Genomic DNA, 14311 nt, shown 5'->3' on the forward strand with positions numbered 1-14311 from the left:
TATAATGAAGATGAGGTTCAAAAGAGCCAGATACCGTCTGGATTGTGTGGGTAAATGGCTATGATGAACGAAATGGAATACAGAACAATCGGTTCGGCACTTGCCGGGGGCTATCGTGCAGCGGTCTATTGCAGGCTGTCAAAGGACGATGACCTGCAAGGCGAAAGTGCCAGTATCGCAAACCAGCGTGATATGCTGGAAAAATACTGCGAAAAGCAGGGATGGGAGGTTGTGGCAGTCTATCAGGACGATGGCTTCACAGGTCTTAATATGGAGCGTCCTGATTTACAGAGAATGTTGAGAGCCATTGAGCGCAGGCAAATCAACCTTGTCATCACGAAAGACCTCAGCCGACTGGGGCGTAACTATCTGCAAACCGGGCATTTGATTGAGGACTTTTTCCCAAGAAACGGTGTCCGCTATATCGCCATGAATGACGGTATCGACACCCTGCGTGATAACAACGATATTGCCCCGTTCAAGAATATCCTGAACGAGATGTACAGCAAGGATATTTCCAAGAAAGTCCATTCCTCTTATCTTCTGAAAGCGCAGAAAGGACAGTTTACCGGGTGTCTTGCCCCGTTCGGGTATCGGAAAGACCCGGAGGACAAAAACCATCTGCTCATTGACGAGGAAACCGCCCCGATTGTGCGGCTGATTTTCGGATATGCCCTAAACGGTCATGGTCCGAACTATATCCGCAGACGGCTGGAGGAAGAAAAAATCCCCTGCCCCACATGGTGGAACCGGGAACGGGGGCTTCGCAATACCCGCACCAAATGGGAAAAGAAAGACCCGGAAAACGGGCGGTATATGTGGGACTTCTCCGTTATCAAAGACCTTTTGATGAATCCCGTCTACACCGGGGCGATTGCTTCCCAGAAAAAAGACTACCGCTTCAAAATCGGCACGATTGGGGAAAAGAAAGAACCGCTGATTGACCGCATGAGCTTTGACATTGTGCAGAACAAGCTGAAATCCCGCCAGCGTCCGGGGCAGACCAATGAAATCAGCCTGTTTGCCGGACTGATAAAATGCGGCGAGTGTGGGAAGTCGCTGACGATACGCTACACAAACGCAAAACATCCCCAGCGGATTTACTCCTGCAAGACCTACAATGCCTTTGGAAAGAACCACTGCACCCAGCACCGGATTGATTATGACACCCTTTACAGCCATGTGCTGCGGAAAATCCGGGAATGTGCCAGAGCTGCCCTGATGGACGGGGAAGCGGTTGCTGACCGCCTGACCAATACCTGTGAAGCCGAGCAGCGGGAACAGCGGGAAGCAATGGAACGCTCCCTCACAAGGGACGAGGAACGGATTGAGGTTCTGGACAAAATGGTCATGCGGCTTTATGAGGATATGATTGCAGGGCGTATCAGTGAGCAGAATTTCAACACCATGCTGGAAAAGACACAGACCGAGCAGACGGAGCTTAAAACAAAAGTGTCCGAGGGCAGAAAGCGGCTGTCCGATGAAGTCCAGCTTGCCAATGACGCAAAACAATGGGTGGAAGCCATTCAGGAATACGCCAACATCACAGAGCTGGACGCAGCCACCCTCAACCGCTTAATCAAAGAAATCGTCGTGCATGAGCGCATTGACGAAGATAAAACAAGACACATTTCTATCGAAATTCATTTTAATCTCAAACCCATCCCGGAGGTGGAACAGGTCACTGCCTGACCTGTCCCGCCGGGACGGTTCTCTTAAAAACACCATATAGATTTTTTGTACGCCGCCGCCCGCCATCGAGCAGAGTTTTACACCTAATTGGGGATAAAACAGCTCATGGCAGGCGGCGGTGTCGTCCTGATTGGCCTTCAGCTTATCCCTCTGCTGTCCGGCCTGTTCAGCTAAGTGTCACCCGTTGTCCCTTTTCCAGAAAAGGAGCTGATGTATGGACTTTATCATCGACGCAATCGTTGAATGGCTGAAAGGTCTGCTCGTCGATGGTATCATGGGAAATCTGGACGGCCTTTTCGATAACGTCAATCAGAGCGTTGGCGAAATCGCCACACAGGTAGGCACGACCCCGGCGGACTGGAACGCCGGGGTCTTTTCCATGATACGACAGATCTCTGAAACTGCCATCCTGCCAATCGCCGGGGTCATCCTCACTTTTGTAATGACTTATGAGCTGATACAGATGCTCATAGAACGCAACAACCTCCATGAAGTTGACACATGGATGTTTTTTAAGTGGGTGTTCAAAACCTTTGTGGCTGTGATGATCCTGACGAATACCTTCAATATCGTGCTGGCGGTCTTTGATGTGAGCCAGCATGTGATCCAGCAGTCAGCGGGCATTATCCAGAACGGGACAGAAATCACGCCGGATGTGCTGGACAGTCTGCGGACAGAGCTTGAGGCGATGGAGTTAGGCCCTCTGTTCGGACTCTGGCTCCAGTCCTTCCTGATCCAGCTTACCATGATTGCCTTAAACATCGTGATTTTCGTCATCGTATATGGCCGTATGATTGAAATTTATTTACTCACAAGTTTAGCGCCTATCCCGTTTGCCACAGTCCCCAACAGGGAAACCGGACACATGGGGCAGAACTATTTCCGCTCCCTCTTTGCGGTGGGCTTTCAAGGTCTATTGATCTTAGTCTGTGTCGCCATCTATGCGGTGCTGATCCAGAGTATCGCCACCGACGGCGACCCCATCGGGGCGATCTGGGGCTGCGTGGGATATACGGTGCTGCTGTGTTTTACCTTATTCAAAACAGGCAGTCTTGCAAAATCCATCTTCGGCTGCCATTAAGAGACTTCGGGCCATGCTGACCCGAAGCGGAAAGGAGGCGGTATGCCTCGGCGTTACAAACAGGGTGCGGACGGACAGCCGCACCCGGCTTTCTATGGAAAGCTCCCCGAAGAATTTTCTAAAGCAGACACCATGCGCTTTATGGTGGAAACTGATCTGAAACTGTCCGGGTGCGTATCGGCGGACACGCTGGCGGCACTCCGGGCGGAAGGCTATGACTACAAGGACGGGAACCTTGTTCCCGCCGGAAAGGAGGAAACCATGCAGGAAAAGGTTGCAAACACCACCCCGGCCGCACCGTTGAAGCTGGATGTAAGCGTGCGGGTCATCGAACCTGTGAAAAATCTGATGGGCTTTGCCAGCGTGAAATTCAATGACTGCTTTGTGGTGGAAAATCTGAAAATCGTACAGGGCAGCAAGGGCCTCTTTCTTGGGATGCCCAGCCAGCCGGACGGCAAAGGCGGCTATCGGGATATGGCCTACCCTGTCACAAAGGAGTTCCGGGAACAGCTCAATACTGCTGTTCTGCAAGCCTATGAGGCAAAGCTGGAACAGATGGCGGAGCGCGGCTCTGTGGGGCGTGCGTCCATCAGCGACCAGCTCAAAGCCGGGAAAGCGGCTGCCGAACAGGCAAAGACGGAACGGCCTCCGAAGGAAAAGCCCAGCCGTGGTGCGGAGCGTTGACTTCGGTCCATGCTGGCCCGAAGCAGAAAGGAGGCGGGAACCATGCCACGCAAACGGACGGGCTATGACGCGGCCTGTTATTACGACGGAAAACTGCTGGGCCGCTGTACCAAAGCGGACAGCGACGCCTATACCCTGTTGATGAACGCCTGCGGCGGGGACGCCGCCCGTGTCCTGCGGGAATACGCCTACTTTTCCCCGGAACTGAAAGCCATCTTGGAAAAGGCGGCGCTCATGCAGGCGGACCGGAGCCGGACGGGCGGAATGTTCCATGCGCCGAAAAGCTCCCCGTGGGGCGAGGTGCAAAGCTGTGAAACCCTCTGTCCGGGGGTGTTCCTGGTATCTACCGCCAGCCACGGCGGAACGATGGTGGCAAACGAGGTAGCCGCCGTTCTCTCCCCAGCGGCCAAAAAATGCGGCTTCAAGGACAAGGGCTATATTTGCTATGAGGAGAACGCACAGGAAAGCGTAGTGCTCCGGGAGCTGCTGGACAAAAAGCTGTGGAACATCCCTGACCGCATTAAGGACAAAGGGCAGTTTGAAGAAAACCTCAACCAGTCCATCCGGCAGTATCACCCCGAATACTGGCGGGCAAGGCAGAGCGGACGAGAGGCCGCCGAAGCTGCCCGCAGCACAGCCCCGGCCAAAGAGGCCGCAAGATAACCTCGGGCCATGCTGGCCCGAAGCAATAAAGGAGGTGTACCAAAATGGCCTATGTGCCAGTACCAAAAGACCTTTCCAAAATCAAGACAAAGCTGGCCTTCAACCTAACGAAGCGCCAGCTTGTTTGTTTTTCCAGCGCGGCGGCGGTGGGCCTCCCGGCTTACCTGTTTTCCCGTGGCAGTATCGGGAACAGTGCCGCCATGTTCCTGATGATCGGCCTCATGCTCCCGTTCTTCTTTCTGGCTATGTATGAACGAGACGGTCTGCCGCTGGAAAAAGTGCTGAAAAACATCATCCGCACCCGGTTCCTCTATCCCCGTGTGCGGCCTTACAAAACCGAAAACTTCTATGCGCTGCTTAGCGCCAGAAAGGAGGCGCAGCCGATTGCGAAACAGCAGAAGGGCCGGAAAGCCCGCAGGCAGAAAGCCTGAAAAGCAGGGCCTTACCGGCCTGTTCACGAAAGGAAAGAACATTCCCACCACCGCCCAGCAGACCCTCCCTTACCGGGAAATGTACCGGGACGGGGTGTGCCGGGTAGCGGACCGCTATTACACCAAAACCATTGAATACGAGGACATCAACTACCAGCTCGCACAGTCCGAGGATCAGGCGGCCATCTTTGACGGGTGGAGCGCCTGCCTCAACTACTTTGACAGCAGCCTTCCGTTCCAGCTTTCCTTCCTCAACCACCGAAGCCGCCCGGGCAGCCGGTACAGCGTGAACATCCCCATGCAGGACGATGATTACAACAGCGTCCGGTGTGAGTATGTGGAAATGCTGGAAAACCAGATCGCCAAAAGCAACAACGGCATTGTCCGCACAAAGCTCCTGACCTTCGGTGTGAACGTGGACGACCTTTCCACCGCCAGGGCAAGGCTGGAACGTGTAGAGGCGGACATTTGCGGGAACTTCAAAAAGCTGGGCGTCAAGTGCCGCTCCCTTTCGGGGCTGGAACGGCTGGAGCTTCTTCACGGGCAGCTCCACCCCGGCAGCGGCTCCCCCTTCCGGTTTTCATGGGATATGATCCCCAAAACCGGGCTTTCCACCAAAGACTTTATCGCCCCGGACAGTTTCGATTTTCGTTTCAGCCGTCTGTTCCGGGTGGGGACGACCTGGGGCGCTGCCTCCTACTTGCAGATTTTGGCCTCAGAACTCTCGGACAAGCTGCTGGCGGAGCTTTTGGAAATGGATGCGGAAATGACCATCACTCTCCATATCCAAACCGTCGATCAGGCCGCCGCCGTAAAATCCATCAAGGCCAAAGTCTCCGACATTGACAAGATGAAGGTGGAGGAACAAAAGAAGGCAGCTCGGTCAGGGTACGACATGGACATACTTCCACCCGACCTTGTAACGTACAGCAACGACGCAAAGACCCTCTTGGAAGATTTACAGAGCCGGAATGAAAGAATGTTCCTTCTGACCTTCCTTGTGGTAAACATGGCCCCGACCCGCCGGGAGCTGGACAATGACCTGTTCACGGTGTCCGGTATCGTCCAGAAATACAACTGCACCTTGAAGCGGCTGGACTTCCAGCAGGAGGACGGTTTTCTTTCCAGCCTTCCGCTGGGCCATAACGGCATTGAGATCAAGCGCGGCATGACCACCAGCTCCACGGCCATTTTCGTTCCCTTTATGACGCAGGAGCTCCGCATGGATGGCGAAGCCGTCTATTACGGGCTCAACGCCCTTTCCCATAACGTCATCATGGCAAACCGGAAAAAGCTCAAAAACCCCAACGGCCTATTCCTCGGCGTGCCGGGCTCCGGCAAATCCTTTGCCGCAAAGCGGGAGCTTGTGAACGTGTTCCTTGCCACCCGTGACCGGATCATTGTGGTTGACCCGATGGGCGAATATTCGCCCCTTATCAAGCGGCTGGGCGGACAGGTCATCGAGATCGCCCCGGACAGCCCCCACCACATCAACCCGATGGACATTGACCTGAGCTTTGACGAGGAAAACCCGATGGCGCTGAAAGCCGACTTTATCCTGTCGCTGATGGAGCTGATCGTCGGCGGCAAGGATGGCTTGCAGCCGGTGGAGCGGACCGTCATTGACCGCTGTGTACGCCAGATGTACCGGGAACACTTGCAAAACCCGGAAACAAGCAAAATGCCGACCCTCCAAACGCTATATGACCTGCTCTGTTCCCAGCCGGAGGGCGAGGCGGTGCGGCTGGCAACGGCCCTTGAAATTTATGTGTCGGGTTCCCTTAACGTGTTCAACCATGAAACCAATGTGGACTTAAACCGCCGTCTGGTATGCCTTGACTTAAAAAAGCTGGGGGCCGGGCTTCGGACGATTGCCATGCTCATTATGCAGGACTTGGTAAACTCGCAGGTGTCCATGAATTTCCTGCGCGGTATCGCTACATGGTGCTACTTCGACGAATTTCATGTGCTGCTCCGTGACCGTCTGACGGCAAGCTATTGTGTGGCGATCTGGAAAATGCTGCGAAAAAAAGGGTGCGTTCCCAGTGCTTTAACGCAGAACGTGAAGGATTTCCTTGCCAGCCCGGAGATTGAGAACATCTTTGAAAACTCGGACTTCCTTGTGCTGCTCTCGCAGGCACAGGGGGACCGGCAGATTTTAGCCAAACAGCTTGGGATCAGCCCCCACCAGCTTTCCTATGTGACCCATACCAATTCCGGCGAAGGGCTGCTGTTCTTCGGGAATACCACCATCCCGTTTGTTGACCGCTTCCCGCAGAATACCGAGCTGTACGCCATTATGACCACCCGCCCGGAGGACAAAAAACAGGAAATGAACCGGGCATAACGCACTTCGGGCCATGATGGCCCGAGGTTTGGAAAGGAGGGATACATCATCGGAAAGAAACCGGATAAACGGAATTTTCAAAGGCCGGGGCCGACGGAGGATACCGGGAGCAATCGCCCCGGACCGGCTGAACGGGAAGGGCCTTCCCCCGCACCATCCCGACGCCTGCGGTTTAAGGACGAGGATACCGGGCAGGACAGTCCTTCGGGCCATGATGGCCCGAAGTCCAAAAGCGGCAAGTTTCAAGAGGACAGACGGAAAAGCCGTCCCTCTGACCGCATGAGGCAGGAAGATGAAGCGGACGGGCCGCAGGATACCGGCAAGGCACAGGAGCCGGAGGGCTCCGCCGAGAAGGCCGGGAGCAAAAAGGACAAGTACCAGAAAGCACAGGCAAAAGCGGAACACGCCGGGGAAAAGCTGGGAAAGGCCCGGGAGAAACTGGACAAGACCGAGGCAAAACGGGCAGCGAAGAAGCCGCCGGGGCTTGCGAAGAAAGCTGTCCGGGGAACCCGCACCGAAGCATGGTTTTATCTCCACAACAAAATCCACGAAGTTGAGCATGAAAATGTGGGTGTGGAAGGAGCCCATAAGTCGGAACTTGTGGCCGAGGCCGGAGCCCGGAAACTGACCCGGTATGCCAAACGGAGATACCGGGAACACCCGGCCCGGAAGGTGGCAAAGTGGGAACGGAAGGACATAAAAGCCCGGGCCAATGTGGATTTTCAAAAGATGGCCTCCGATCACCCGGAGCTTGCCAGCAATCCGCTTTCCCGTGTGCAGCAGAAATGGAAACTGAAACGCCGGTATTCCAAAGAAGCAAAGGCGGCTGCAAAACAGGGCGCAAAGGCCGCAAAGAAAACCGCTGCCGCTTCGGGAACTGCGACCCGTCGGGCGGCGCAGTTTGTGACCCGTCATCCCGTGGCGGTGCTGGTCCTGCTCCTGCTGTTGCTGCTCTGTTTTCTTGTGTCGGCGGTAAGCTCCATCTTTCCCACGCTTGGCAGCGGCCTTGCCAATGCGTTATCCGGCACCTCCTACGCCTCGGAGGATACGGACCTGCTGGGGGTGGACGAGGACTACACAGCGCTGGAAAACGAGCTGGCGCAGACGGTAGCGAACATCGAAAGCACCCATCCCGGCTATGACGAGTACCGCTATTCCGTGGACGAGATTGGCCATAACCCCTATGAGCTGGCGTCCTATCTCTCGGCAAAGTACCATGTGTATTTCCGTGAACAGGTGCAGGACGAGCTGCGGGAGATTTTCGAGGCACAGTATGAACTGACCTTGACGGAGGAAGTCGAGATACGCTACCGCACCGAAACCAGCACCGACCCGGAGACCGGGGAAATCACCACCGAGGAAGTTCCCTATGAGTATTACATTCTCAATGTGACCCTCACAAACAAGACGCTGCCTGCCGTGATCCTGCCGAGGCTTAACAAACAGCAGCGGGAAATCTACACCGTTATGCAGCAGCTCAAAGGCAACAAACCCTATCTGTGGGAAGGGATTTACAACGGTGGCGAAGATACCGGCCCCAGCTATGAGATACCCGGCGAGGCGCTGGATGACCCGGCTTTTGCGGCGCTCATGGAAGAAGCCACAAAGTACATCGGCTGGCCCTATGTGTGGGGCGGCTCCAGCCCGTCCACCTCTTTTGACTGTTCGGGCTTTGTCTGCTGGGTGTACACGGCCAGCGGCGTCCACAACCTGCCCCGTACCACGGCGCAGGGCATTTACAACCAGTGTGCTATCATTTCTCCCTCCGAGGCAAAGCCCGGCGACATTATCTTTTTCACGGGAACCTATGACAGCCCCGGCCCTGTATCCCATGTGGGGATTTATGTGGGCGACGGGATGATGCTCCATTGTGGTTCGCCCATCCAATACGCAAACATCAATTCAAGCTACTGGCAGACACATTTCTATGCCTTCGGGCGTTTGTGAGCCAGAGGAAAGGAGTCCTTGCATGAACAAAATCGACAAGCTCGATAAGGAACTGGAAAAAGCCCGGGAGAAGGCCGCCGAATGGCAGGCCAAAATCCGGGAGCTGGAAAAGCAGAAACAGGAGGAAGAAAACAGCCAGATCGTGCAGGCGGTGCGCTCCCTCAAACTGACGCCCGCCCAGCTTATGGCTTTTCTGAATGACCCCAAAAACAGCCTTACCGCTTCGGGCCATACTGACCCGAAGCCGGAGGCACCCGAAAAGGAGGACACAGCCCATGAAGAAAATTAAATACCGCAGGCTGGCGGCGATGGCTGCCAGCCTTTTGTGTTGCCTGATCTTTACAGTCCCGGCTTATGCACAGAGCAGCGAGCCGCAGCCGGAGACAGCTCCCTCCCCGGCAAAAACCGAAGCAGAGCCGGAAACCCAGAACCCCTTTACCCCGGACGGGACGGGAACCGTGGTGGACAACGCCACCGACGAGGATGGAAAGGAGTTCTACACCATCACCACAGCAGACGAGAGCGTGTTTTATCTGGTGATCGACAAACAGAAAACCAGCGAGAACGTCTATTTCCTCAATACCGTTACCACAGACGACCTTCTGCCTCTTGCCGAACAGGGTAAGGAACCGCCCAAAGAAGTGACCCCGGAGCCAGAGCCAAAGCCCACTGAACCGGTGGAGGAAGTACCGGAACCCAAGCCGGAGAAAAAGGACAGCCCCCTTCTCTCTCTGCTCCTGATCGGTGCGGTGGTGCTGGCCGGCGGTGGAATTGGTTACTATTTCAAGATTTACAAGCCGAAGCATGAAGCCCCGGATTTGGAAGATGATTACTGCGAATATGAGGACGGGGAGCTGGAGGAGATCGCAGAGGAACCCGAGGACGAAGATACCCCGCCATGGGAGGAAGATACGGAGGAATGAGAATGAATTTTACAAGCAGCCCTTTTGAACGAATGATGAAGGAAGTACCGCACCCCGGCTGGGACAATGACGACCCTTGTAAGGGATGCCGTTATTACAAGGAGTGCAAAGGAAAGAAAAAACAGTGCCGGAAGAAGTTCCGGGCGCTGATCGTGGAGCCCCGCCCTTCGGGCCATCGTGGCCCGAAGTCATAAATGGACGCCCGGGAGCTGACCCGTGACGAGAAGAAGAAAATCCGCACTCTGGTCACGGGGATGTGCGCCAACTATGACCGGGAAAGCGGCCTGTGCCTTCCTCTTGACTGTGCCTGCTATATGCTGCACAAGTGCTGGACAGGGGCGTACTGCCGTTACTTCCGTGAGGCTGTCCTGCCCCTTAACCCGGAGCTTCAAGCGGCGCTGACAACGGAAGGCATCTCCCCGGAGCTGCGGGCCTGTGCGGTCTGCGGAAAGGCATTTTTGCCCGAGGGGCGTCAAGCCTACTGCTCCGACGCCTGCAAGGCCGAAGGGAACCGACGGAAAAGCCGGGAACGCATGAGGAAAATGCGGGAGAAAAGGCCGGGCGGCTGTTACGATTTGCCGCCTCCAAAGGCTTGACATTCCGGGCTTTTTTGAGGGTGTTTCCGGGGTGGGAATATCTTATTACATTCCTCCCCGGTCTGCCCTCTTATTTCGTAACATCCAGCACTTCGGGTCATGTTGGCCCGAGGCACAGAAAGGAGGGATCTCTTGGAGACAGTACAAGGATATGTGATTTTGAAAGCTGCCACCTTTGAAACCGGACACGGCTTTGCGCTGGGGCATAATCCGGGAGCGCCGAGCCCCTTTGTGACCTGGCAGTTTACCGAGGGGGAAAACGGCCATCGGGATTACTACTGGGGCCGCTATGGAACCAGTCAAGCGTGGGCGCAGAGGGACTTTGACCGCCGGGTGGACGACTATCAGCAGTTTTACCATGCGGCGGTCAAGCATACCGAGCTGGGACCGGAGGGCGTTTACCGCTATTATTCCACCCAGCGGCCCGTGGACATAGGCACCTACCCGAAGCCGCCGGATAACCAGCCTCTTTCCATCGTCAACTACGATGATGACAGGCGGCGTCCTGTGGCAGACGGCAGGCTGATGGCATGGGGCGAACTGACCTACGCAAAGCCGCTGACCGAAAAGCAGATTGAGGATTATGAACTGAAACCAGCACCGGGCAATCCTGACCGGGTGCGCACATCCATTACCGCCCGGCTCAAAGAAGGAACCAGAGGGCAGGAACCCCCGAAGGAACCCGGCCAGAAGCGGAGTCATAAAAACCATGAGGAACGATAAAGGAGGATCGCCATGCACGAAAAAGACAACTATCTGAAAACCGCCGAGCTCTCCACAGAGCAGAACTGCAACATGATCGACGGCGTACCCAACAACACGCCCATCCCACCCACGCCCCCGGAGCTGGACGCAAAGCCGATGGACAAGGTAAAAGAGCCCAAAGAGCGCCGGAAAGGCCGGGAGCTGGAACGCTGATGGAGAACCGCAAGCGGAATGTCCATCTGCACGTCATGGTAACACCGGACGAGCTGGCGGCCATCCATGAGCGGATGGCCGAGGCGGGCATTTCCAACGCCGGGGCTTATGTACGGAAAATGGCTCTGAACGGGTATATCCTGCACATCGACCTTACGCCCGTAAAAGAGCTGATCTCTCTGCAACGGCGCTGTTCCAACAATCTCAATCAGGTCGCCGTACACGCACACACCTATGGCGTGTACCCGGAGGAAATCGACGGATTGAAGCGGGACTATGAAAAGCTGTGGAGCGAGGTGTCAAAGGTGCTGCGGGAGCTTTCCGAGCTGGTGGCAAAGTAAGACGAGGGCGGCAGGCTTCCGTTGCGGGGCTTGCCGCCCTGCTCTTTTTTTACCACTTCGGGCCAGTATGACCCAAAAGTTTGGGACAGGATTTACTAATCTTTCGCAACATTTATGTCCCCGGGCAAGCATGATAAAATAGAGGTAGGAAGGATAGATAAAGGAGGTTTTGAAGATGAAGATACTGCTGAAAATATTGGTTGCTCCCTTTGCTTTAGCGTTGTCCCTTCTGGCGGCTCTGCTGGTGTTCCTATTTGATATTTGTGCCGTCCTGCTGACGATTGCCTCTGTGATCCTGACGGTGCTGGGTGTCGCTCTCTTTTTCACGCCGACGCCCATAGGCGGGATTGTATTTCTGTTTCTTGCCTTCCTTCTTTCGCCGTATGGACTGCAAGCGGCGGCGGGCTCCCTTCTTTGGGCGCTGGACGGAGGCAAATCCGCTCTGTACCGGTTTCTGGCAAGTTAAGCAGCCTCGGGCCATACTGGCCCGAAGTCGGGGCGGTCTGAATGGGCCGCCCCTTTCTCATGGAAAGGAGAAATGATTTTTGGCTACCACAACTTTGTTGCAGCGCCATGCGGGCGAAGGCGAAACGATTGCTGAGGCTATCCGGGATTGTCTGGACTATGGCAAGAACCCGGAAAAAACAGAAAGCGGAAAGTACATCTCCGCTTATGAATGTGATCCGGTCACTGTGGCGGACGAGTTCCTTTTGGCAAAGGCCAGCTATGCCGCCATGACAGGCCGGGAACAGAAAAAGGCCAATGATGTGCTGTGCTATCAGATACGACAGTCCTTCTATCCGGGGGAGATCACACCGAAAGAGGCGAACCGTATCGGCTATGAGCTGGCTATGCGCTGGACAAAGGGGCGGCACGCTTTTATCGTTACCACGCACACCGATAAGCAGCACATCCATTGTCACATTTATTACAACTCCACCACCCTTGACTGCACCCGGAAATTCCGAAACTTTTGGGGCTCCAGCTTCGCCCTTCGGCGGCTCTCTGACAAGCTGTGCCTTGAAAACGGGCTGTCCATCGTGGAGAACCCGAAGCCCCGGAGCAAGGGCAAGTATCGGAACTATGGGGAGTGGCAGAAAGACCGGAAAGGGCCGCTTTCCTATCAGGACCGACTGCGCCTTGCCATTGATACCGCACTGGCCGAACGCCCCGCCGATCTGGATGAATTTCTTGTTCTGATGAAACGGGCCGGATATGAAGTCAAGAAGGTTCGGGGCGGCGGTATCAGTTTCCGGTTGACCGGGCAAGGGCAGGAACGCTTCACCCGTCTGCGTGCCTCCACGCTGGGGGACGGCTACGACTTGCAAGATGTTCTGGCCGCCATTGAGGGCAAAGAAAAACGCCCCGGGCACTCGGAACGGAAAATCAGTCTGGCGGTGGATATTCAAGCGAAGCTGGCTGCCGGTAAGGGGCCGGGATATGAACGCTGGGCGAAGGTATTTAACATTAAGCAGATGGCTGCTGCCCTTGCTTATATACAGGACAATGGCCTGACCGATTATGAGCAGTTGGCGCAGAAGGCCACCGAGGCGGCAGACCGTTTCCATGCCATTTCCGAGCAGATCAAGCAGACAGAACAGGCCATGAAAACCAATGCCGGGCTAAAGGCCGCAACGATTCAGTATGCCAAAACCCGCCCAGTCTTTGAGCAGTATAAGGCGACGAAGTACAGCAGGAAATTCCTTGCGGAGCATGAGGCCGACCTTGAACTGTACCGGGCTGCACAAGCGGAAATGCGCTCTCTGCTGAGAGGGGCAAAGCTCCCCAAAATGGACGTGCTGAAGGAAGAAGGCCGTAAGCTCACAGCAAAGAAAAAACAGCTCTATGGAGAATACCAGAAGGCACGACGGGATATGCAGGAGATCGTCACAATCAAGGCGAACATTGACACTCTGATGGGCTACACCGAGCCGGGAAGAAAGCAGGAAAAGGAGCGTTAAGGTTATGAAAATAAGGAGCAAAGCGACGCTGACACTTCGGGCCATGTTGGCCCGAAGATACGGGTTTGGGGCGAGCCCCAACAAGCCGCCTTTGTGCCACTTGTGGCCACAGAGGCATTGCTTGCCACTTAGCGACAGCCCCTAAAATGACGCAAAAAAACAGAGGCCCTTATTCTGGAACCTCCGTTTCCCTGGCTTTCTTAATGCCTTCGGCTGTGGCTTCTATCACGACAAGCTCTTTTTCATTCATGGAGTTTAGAAGTACATCAATGTGCTTTCTACAAGAGCTTGACCTTGCCCCTCCGTCCGCATGAATAAACTGGTCAACTGAAATGTCAAACATAGTAATGAGTTTAACAAAAAGGTCGAAGCTGGGATATTGACCTTTGTTCTCAATATTCATAATGGTACGGGAGTCACGGTCTACTAATTCCGCAACATAGGCTTGTGTCCAGCCCTTTTCTTCTCTGGCTCGTTTGAGAGCTGCCCCGAGGCCGTGAAAGTCAAACCTTCTTTCATCTTGGTTCATTCTCATATCACCCTATATCATTGTACATTTCTGGTTGGATTATGAGAATGTAATGAAACTTTATGTAAGGTAGTATTTCATTTCACTATTCACTTGTAAAATCTTGATGTAAAAGCCAACAGGCTATATAATTTATGAAGAAATAATTTTTTCAAAAATTCGTCCGCTGTAACATTTCTCGGACATTTGCCTGTTATA

At 54.7% G+C, this 14311-nt stretch carries 17 protein-coding genes and 1 pseudogene; 17 read left to right on the top strand and 1 reads right to left on the bottom strand.

Translation table 11 applies throughout. The features are described from left to right. Positions 1–54 precede the first annotated feature (54 nt). From PGQ38_RS18020 to PGQ38_RS18100, 17 genes and pseudogenes are all read left to right on the top strand, one after another. The gene (locus tag PGQ38_RS18020; RefSeq protein WP_270432965.1) at positions 55–1692 is read left to right on the top strand and encodes a recombinase family protein; all 1638 of its coding nucleotides are present in this window, start codon (positions 55–57) and stop codon (positions 1690–1692) included. Positions 1693–1782: 90 nt separating this feature from the next. After that, a pseudogene (locus PGQ38_RS18025) lies at positions 1783–1866 on the top strand (Maff2 family mobile element protein); the annotation flags it as partial. Positions 1867–1906: 40 nt separating this feature from the next. Further along, the gene (locus tag PGQ38_RS18030) at positions 1907–2773 is read left to right on the top strand and encodes a VirB6/TrbL-like conjugal transfer protein, CD1112 family (protein WP_005927637.1); all 867 of its coding nucleotides are present in this window, start codon (positions 1907–1909) and stop codon (positions 2771–2773) included. 42 nt (positions 2774–2815) lie between these two features. After that, positions 2816–3457: a septation protein SpoVG family protein gene (locus PGQ38_RS18035; RefSeq protein WP_182429010.1), complete on the top strand. Its 642-nt coding sequence runs from the start codon at positions 2816–2818 to the stop codon at positions 3455–3457. A 9-nt stretch (positions 3458–3466) separates the two neighbouring features. Continuing rightward, on the top strand, positions 3467–4120 hold the full coding sequence (locus PGQ38_RS18040; protein ID WP_270432970.1) for a DUF7007 domain-containing protein: 654 nt from the start codon (positions 3467–3469) through the stop codon (positions 4118–4120). A gap of 44 nt (positions 4121–4164) precedes the next feature. Next, positions 4165–4551 carry a PrgI family protein gene (locus PGQ38_RS18045; protein ID WP_003500106.1) on the top strand — a complete coding sequence of 129 codons (387 nt, stop codon included), beginning with the start codon at positions 4165–4167 and terminating at the stop codon, positions 4549–4551. Then, the gene (locus tag PGQ38_RS18050) at positions 4469–6898 is read left to right on the top strand and encodes a VirB4-like conjugal transfer ATPase, CD1110 family (RefSeq protein ID WP_074441079.1); all 2430 of its coding nucleotides are present in this window, start codon (positions 4469–4471) and stop codon (positions 6896–6898) included. Before PGQ38_RS18045 ends, PGQ38_RS18050 begins: the two co-directional genes overlap by 83 nt. A 279-nt stretch (positions 6899–7177) precedes the next feature. Then, on the top strand, positions 7178–8845 hold the full coding sequence (locus tag PGQ38_RS18055) for a C40 family peptidase (protein ID WP_270432973.1): 1668 nt from the start codon (positions 7178–7180) through the stop codon (positions 8843–8845). Between the two features lie 22 nt (positions 8846–8867). Then, a complete protein-coding gene (locus PGQ38_RS18060; RefSeq protein WP_005927622.1) occupies positions 8868–9134 on the top strand; it encodes a DUF4315 family protein in 267 nt (88 codons plus the stop codon). After that, the gene (locus PGQ38_RS18065) at positions 9121–9768 is read left to right on the top strand and encodes a DUF4366 domain-containing protein (protein WP_118667900.1); all 648 of its coding nucleotides are present in this window, start codon (positions 9121–9123) and stop codon (positions 9766–9768) included. Before PGQ38_RS18060 ends, PGQ38_RS18065 begins: the two co-directional genes overlap by 14 nt. Further along, complete coding sequence (locus tag PGQ38_RS18070; RefSeq protein WP_005927616.1) at positions 9765–9962, top strand: hypothetical protein; 198 nt, start codon at positions 9765–9767, stop codon at positions 9960–9962. The genes PGQ38_RS18065 and PGQ38_RS18070 overlap by 4 nt, the downstream gene beginning before the upstream one ends. Next, complete coding sequence (locus PGQ38_RS18075; RefSeq protein ID WP_055650129.1) at positions 9963–10364, top strand: cysteine-rich VLP protein; 402 nt, start codon at positions 9963–9965, stop codon at positions 10362–10364. It begins immediately after the preceding gene. Positions 10365–10496: 132 nt separating this feature from the next. After that, on the top strand, positions 10497–11087 hold the full coding sequence (locus tag PGQ38_RS18080) for a defense against restriction DarA-related protein (protein WP_243087655.1): 591 nt from the start codon (positions 10497–10499) through the stop codon (positions 11085–11087). A 12-nt stretch (positions 11088–11099) separates the two neighbouring features. Beyond that, positions 11100–11282, top strand: coding sequence for a DUF4316 domain-containing protein (locus PGQ38_RS18085; protein ID WP_118203680.1), 183 nt, complete (start codon positions 11100–11102; stop codon positions 11280–11282). Continuing rightward, positions 11282–11623, top strand: coding sequence for a plasmid mobilization protein (locus tag PGQ38_RS18090; protein WP_118203679.1), 342 nt, complete (start codon positions 11282–11284; stop codon positions 11621–11623). Before PGQ38_RS18085 ends, PGQ38_RS18090 begins: the two co-directional genes overlap by 1 nt. 175 nt (positions 11624–11798) lie before the next feature. Continuing rightward, positions 11799–12089 carry a CD1845 family protein gene (locus PGQ38_RS18095; protein WP_005927606.1) on the top strand — a complete coding sequence of 97 codons (291 nt, stop codon included), beginning with the start codon at positions 11799–11801 and terminating at the stop codon, positions 12087–12089. Positions 12090–12168: 79 nt separating this feature from the next. Next, the gene (locus tag PGQ38_RS18100) at positions 12169–13584 is read left to right on the top strand and encodes a relaxase/mobilization nuclease domain-containing protein (protein ID WP_118203678.1); all 1416 of its coding nucleotides are present in this window, start codon (positions 12169–12171) and stop codon (positions 13582–13584) included. A 169-nt stretch (positions 13585–13753) separates the two neighbouring features. Here PGQ38_RS18100 and PGQ38_RS18105 read toward each other — a convergent pair whose 3' ends face one another. After that, complete coding sequence (locus PGQ38_RS18105; protein WP_117483855.1) at positions 13754–14113, bottom strand: helix-turn-helix transcriptional regulator; 360 nt, start codon at positions 14111–14113, stop codon at positions 13754–13756. Between the last annotated feature and the right edge of the window lie 198 nt (positions 14114–14311).

This window comes from Blautia faecis, from assembly GCF_027662325.1.
GTDB classification, from domain to species: domain Bacteria; phylum Bacillota; class Clostridia; order Lachnospirales; family Lachnospiraceae; genus Blautia_A; species Blautia_A faecis.

Bases quoted from the DNA above. Each gene is read 5' to 3' on its own strand.
- PGQ38_RS18020 (WP_270432965.1), top strand. From the start codon at position 55: ATGGCTATGATGAACGAAATGGAATACAGAACAATCGGTTCGGCACTT.
- PGQ38_RS18030 (WP_005927637.1), top strand. From the start codon at position 1,907: ATGGACTTTATCATCGACGCAATCGTTGAATGGCTGAAAGGTCTGCTC.
- PGQ38_RS18035 (WP_182429010.1), top strand. From the start codon at position 2,816: ATGCCTCGGCGTTACAAACAGGGTGCGGACGGACAGCCGCACCCGGCT.
- PGQ38_RS18040 (WP_270432970.1), top strand. From the start codon at position 3,467: ATGCTGGCCCGAAGCAGAAAGGAGGCGGGAACCATGCCACGCAAACGG.
- PGQ38_RS18045 (WP_003500106.1), top strand. From the start codon at position 4,165: ATGGCCTATGTGCCAGTACCAAAAGACCTTTCCAAAATCAAGACAAAG.
- PGQ38_RS18050 (WP_074441079.1), top strand. From the start codon at position 4,469: ATGCGCTGCTTAGCGCCAGAAAGGAGGCGCAGCCGATTGCGAAACAGC.
- PGQ38_RS18055 (WP_270432973.1), top strand. From the start codon at position 7,178: ATGAGGCAGGAAGATGAAGCGGACGGGCCGCAGGATACCGGCAAGGCA.
- PGQ38_RS18060 (WP_005927622.1), top strand. From the start codon at position 8,868: ATGAACAAAATCGACAAGCTCGATAAGGAACTGGAAAAAGCCCGGGAG.
- PGQ38_RS18065 (WP_118667900.1), top strand. From the start codon at position 9,121: ATGAAGAAAATTAAATACCGCAGGCTGGCGGCGATGGCTGCCAGCCTT.
- PGQ38_RS18070 (WP_005927616.1), top strand. From the start codon at position 9,765: ATGAGAATGAATTTTACAAGCAGCCCTTTTGAACGAATGATGAAGGAA.
- PGQ38_RS18075 (WP_055650129.1), top strand. From the start codon at position 9,963: ATGGACGCCCGGGAGCTGACCCGTGACGAGAAGAAGAAAATCCGCACT.
- PGQ38_RS18085 (WP_118203680.1), top strand. From the start codon at position 11,100: ATGCACGAAAAAGACAACTATCTGAAAACCGCCGAGCTCTCCACAGAG.
- PGQ38_RS18090 (WP_118203679.1), top strand. From the start codon at position 11,282: ATGGAGAACCGCAAGCGGAATGTCCATCTGCACGTCATGGTAACACCG.
- PGQ38_RS18095 (WP_005927606.1), top strand. From the start codon at position 11,799: ATGAAGATACTGCTGAAAATATTGGTTGCTCCCTTTGCTTTAGCGTTG.
- PGQ38_RS18105 (WP_117483855.1), bottom strand. From the start codon at position 14,113: ATGAACCAAGATGAAAGAAGGTTTGACTTTCACGGCCTCGGGGCAGCT.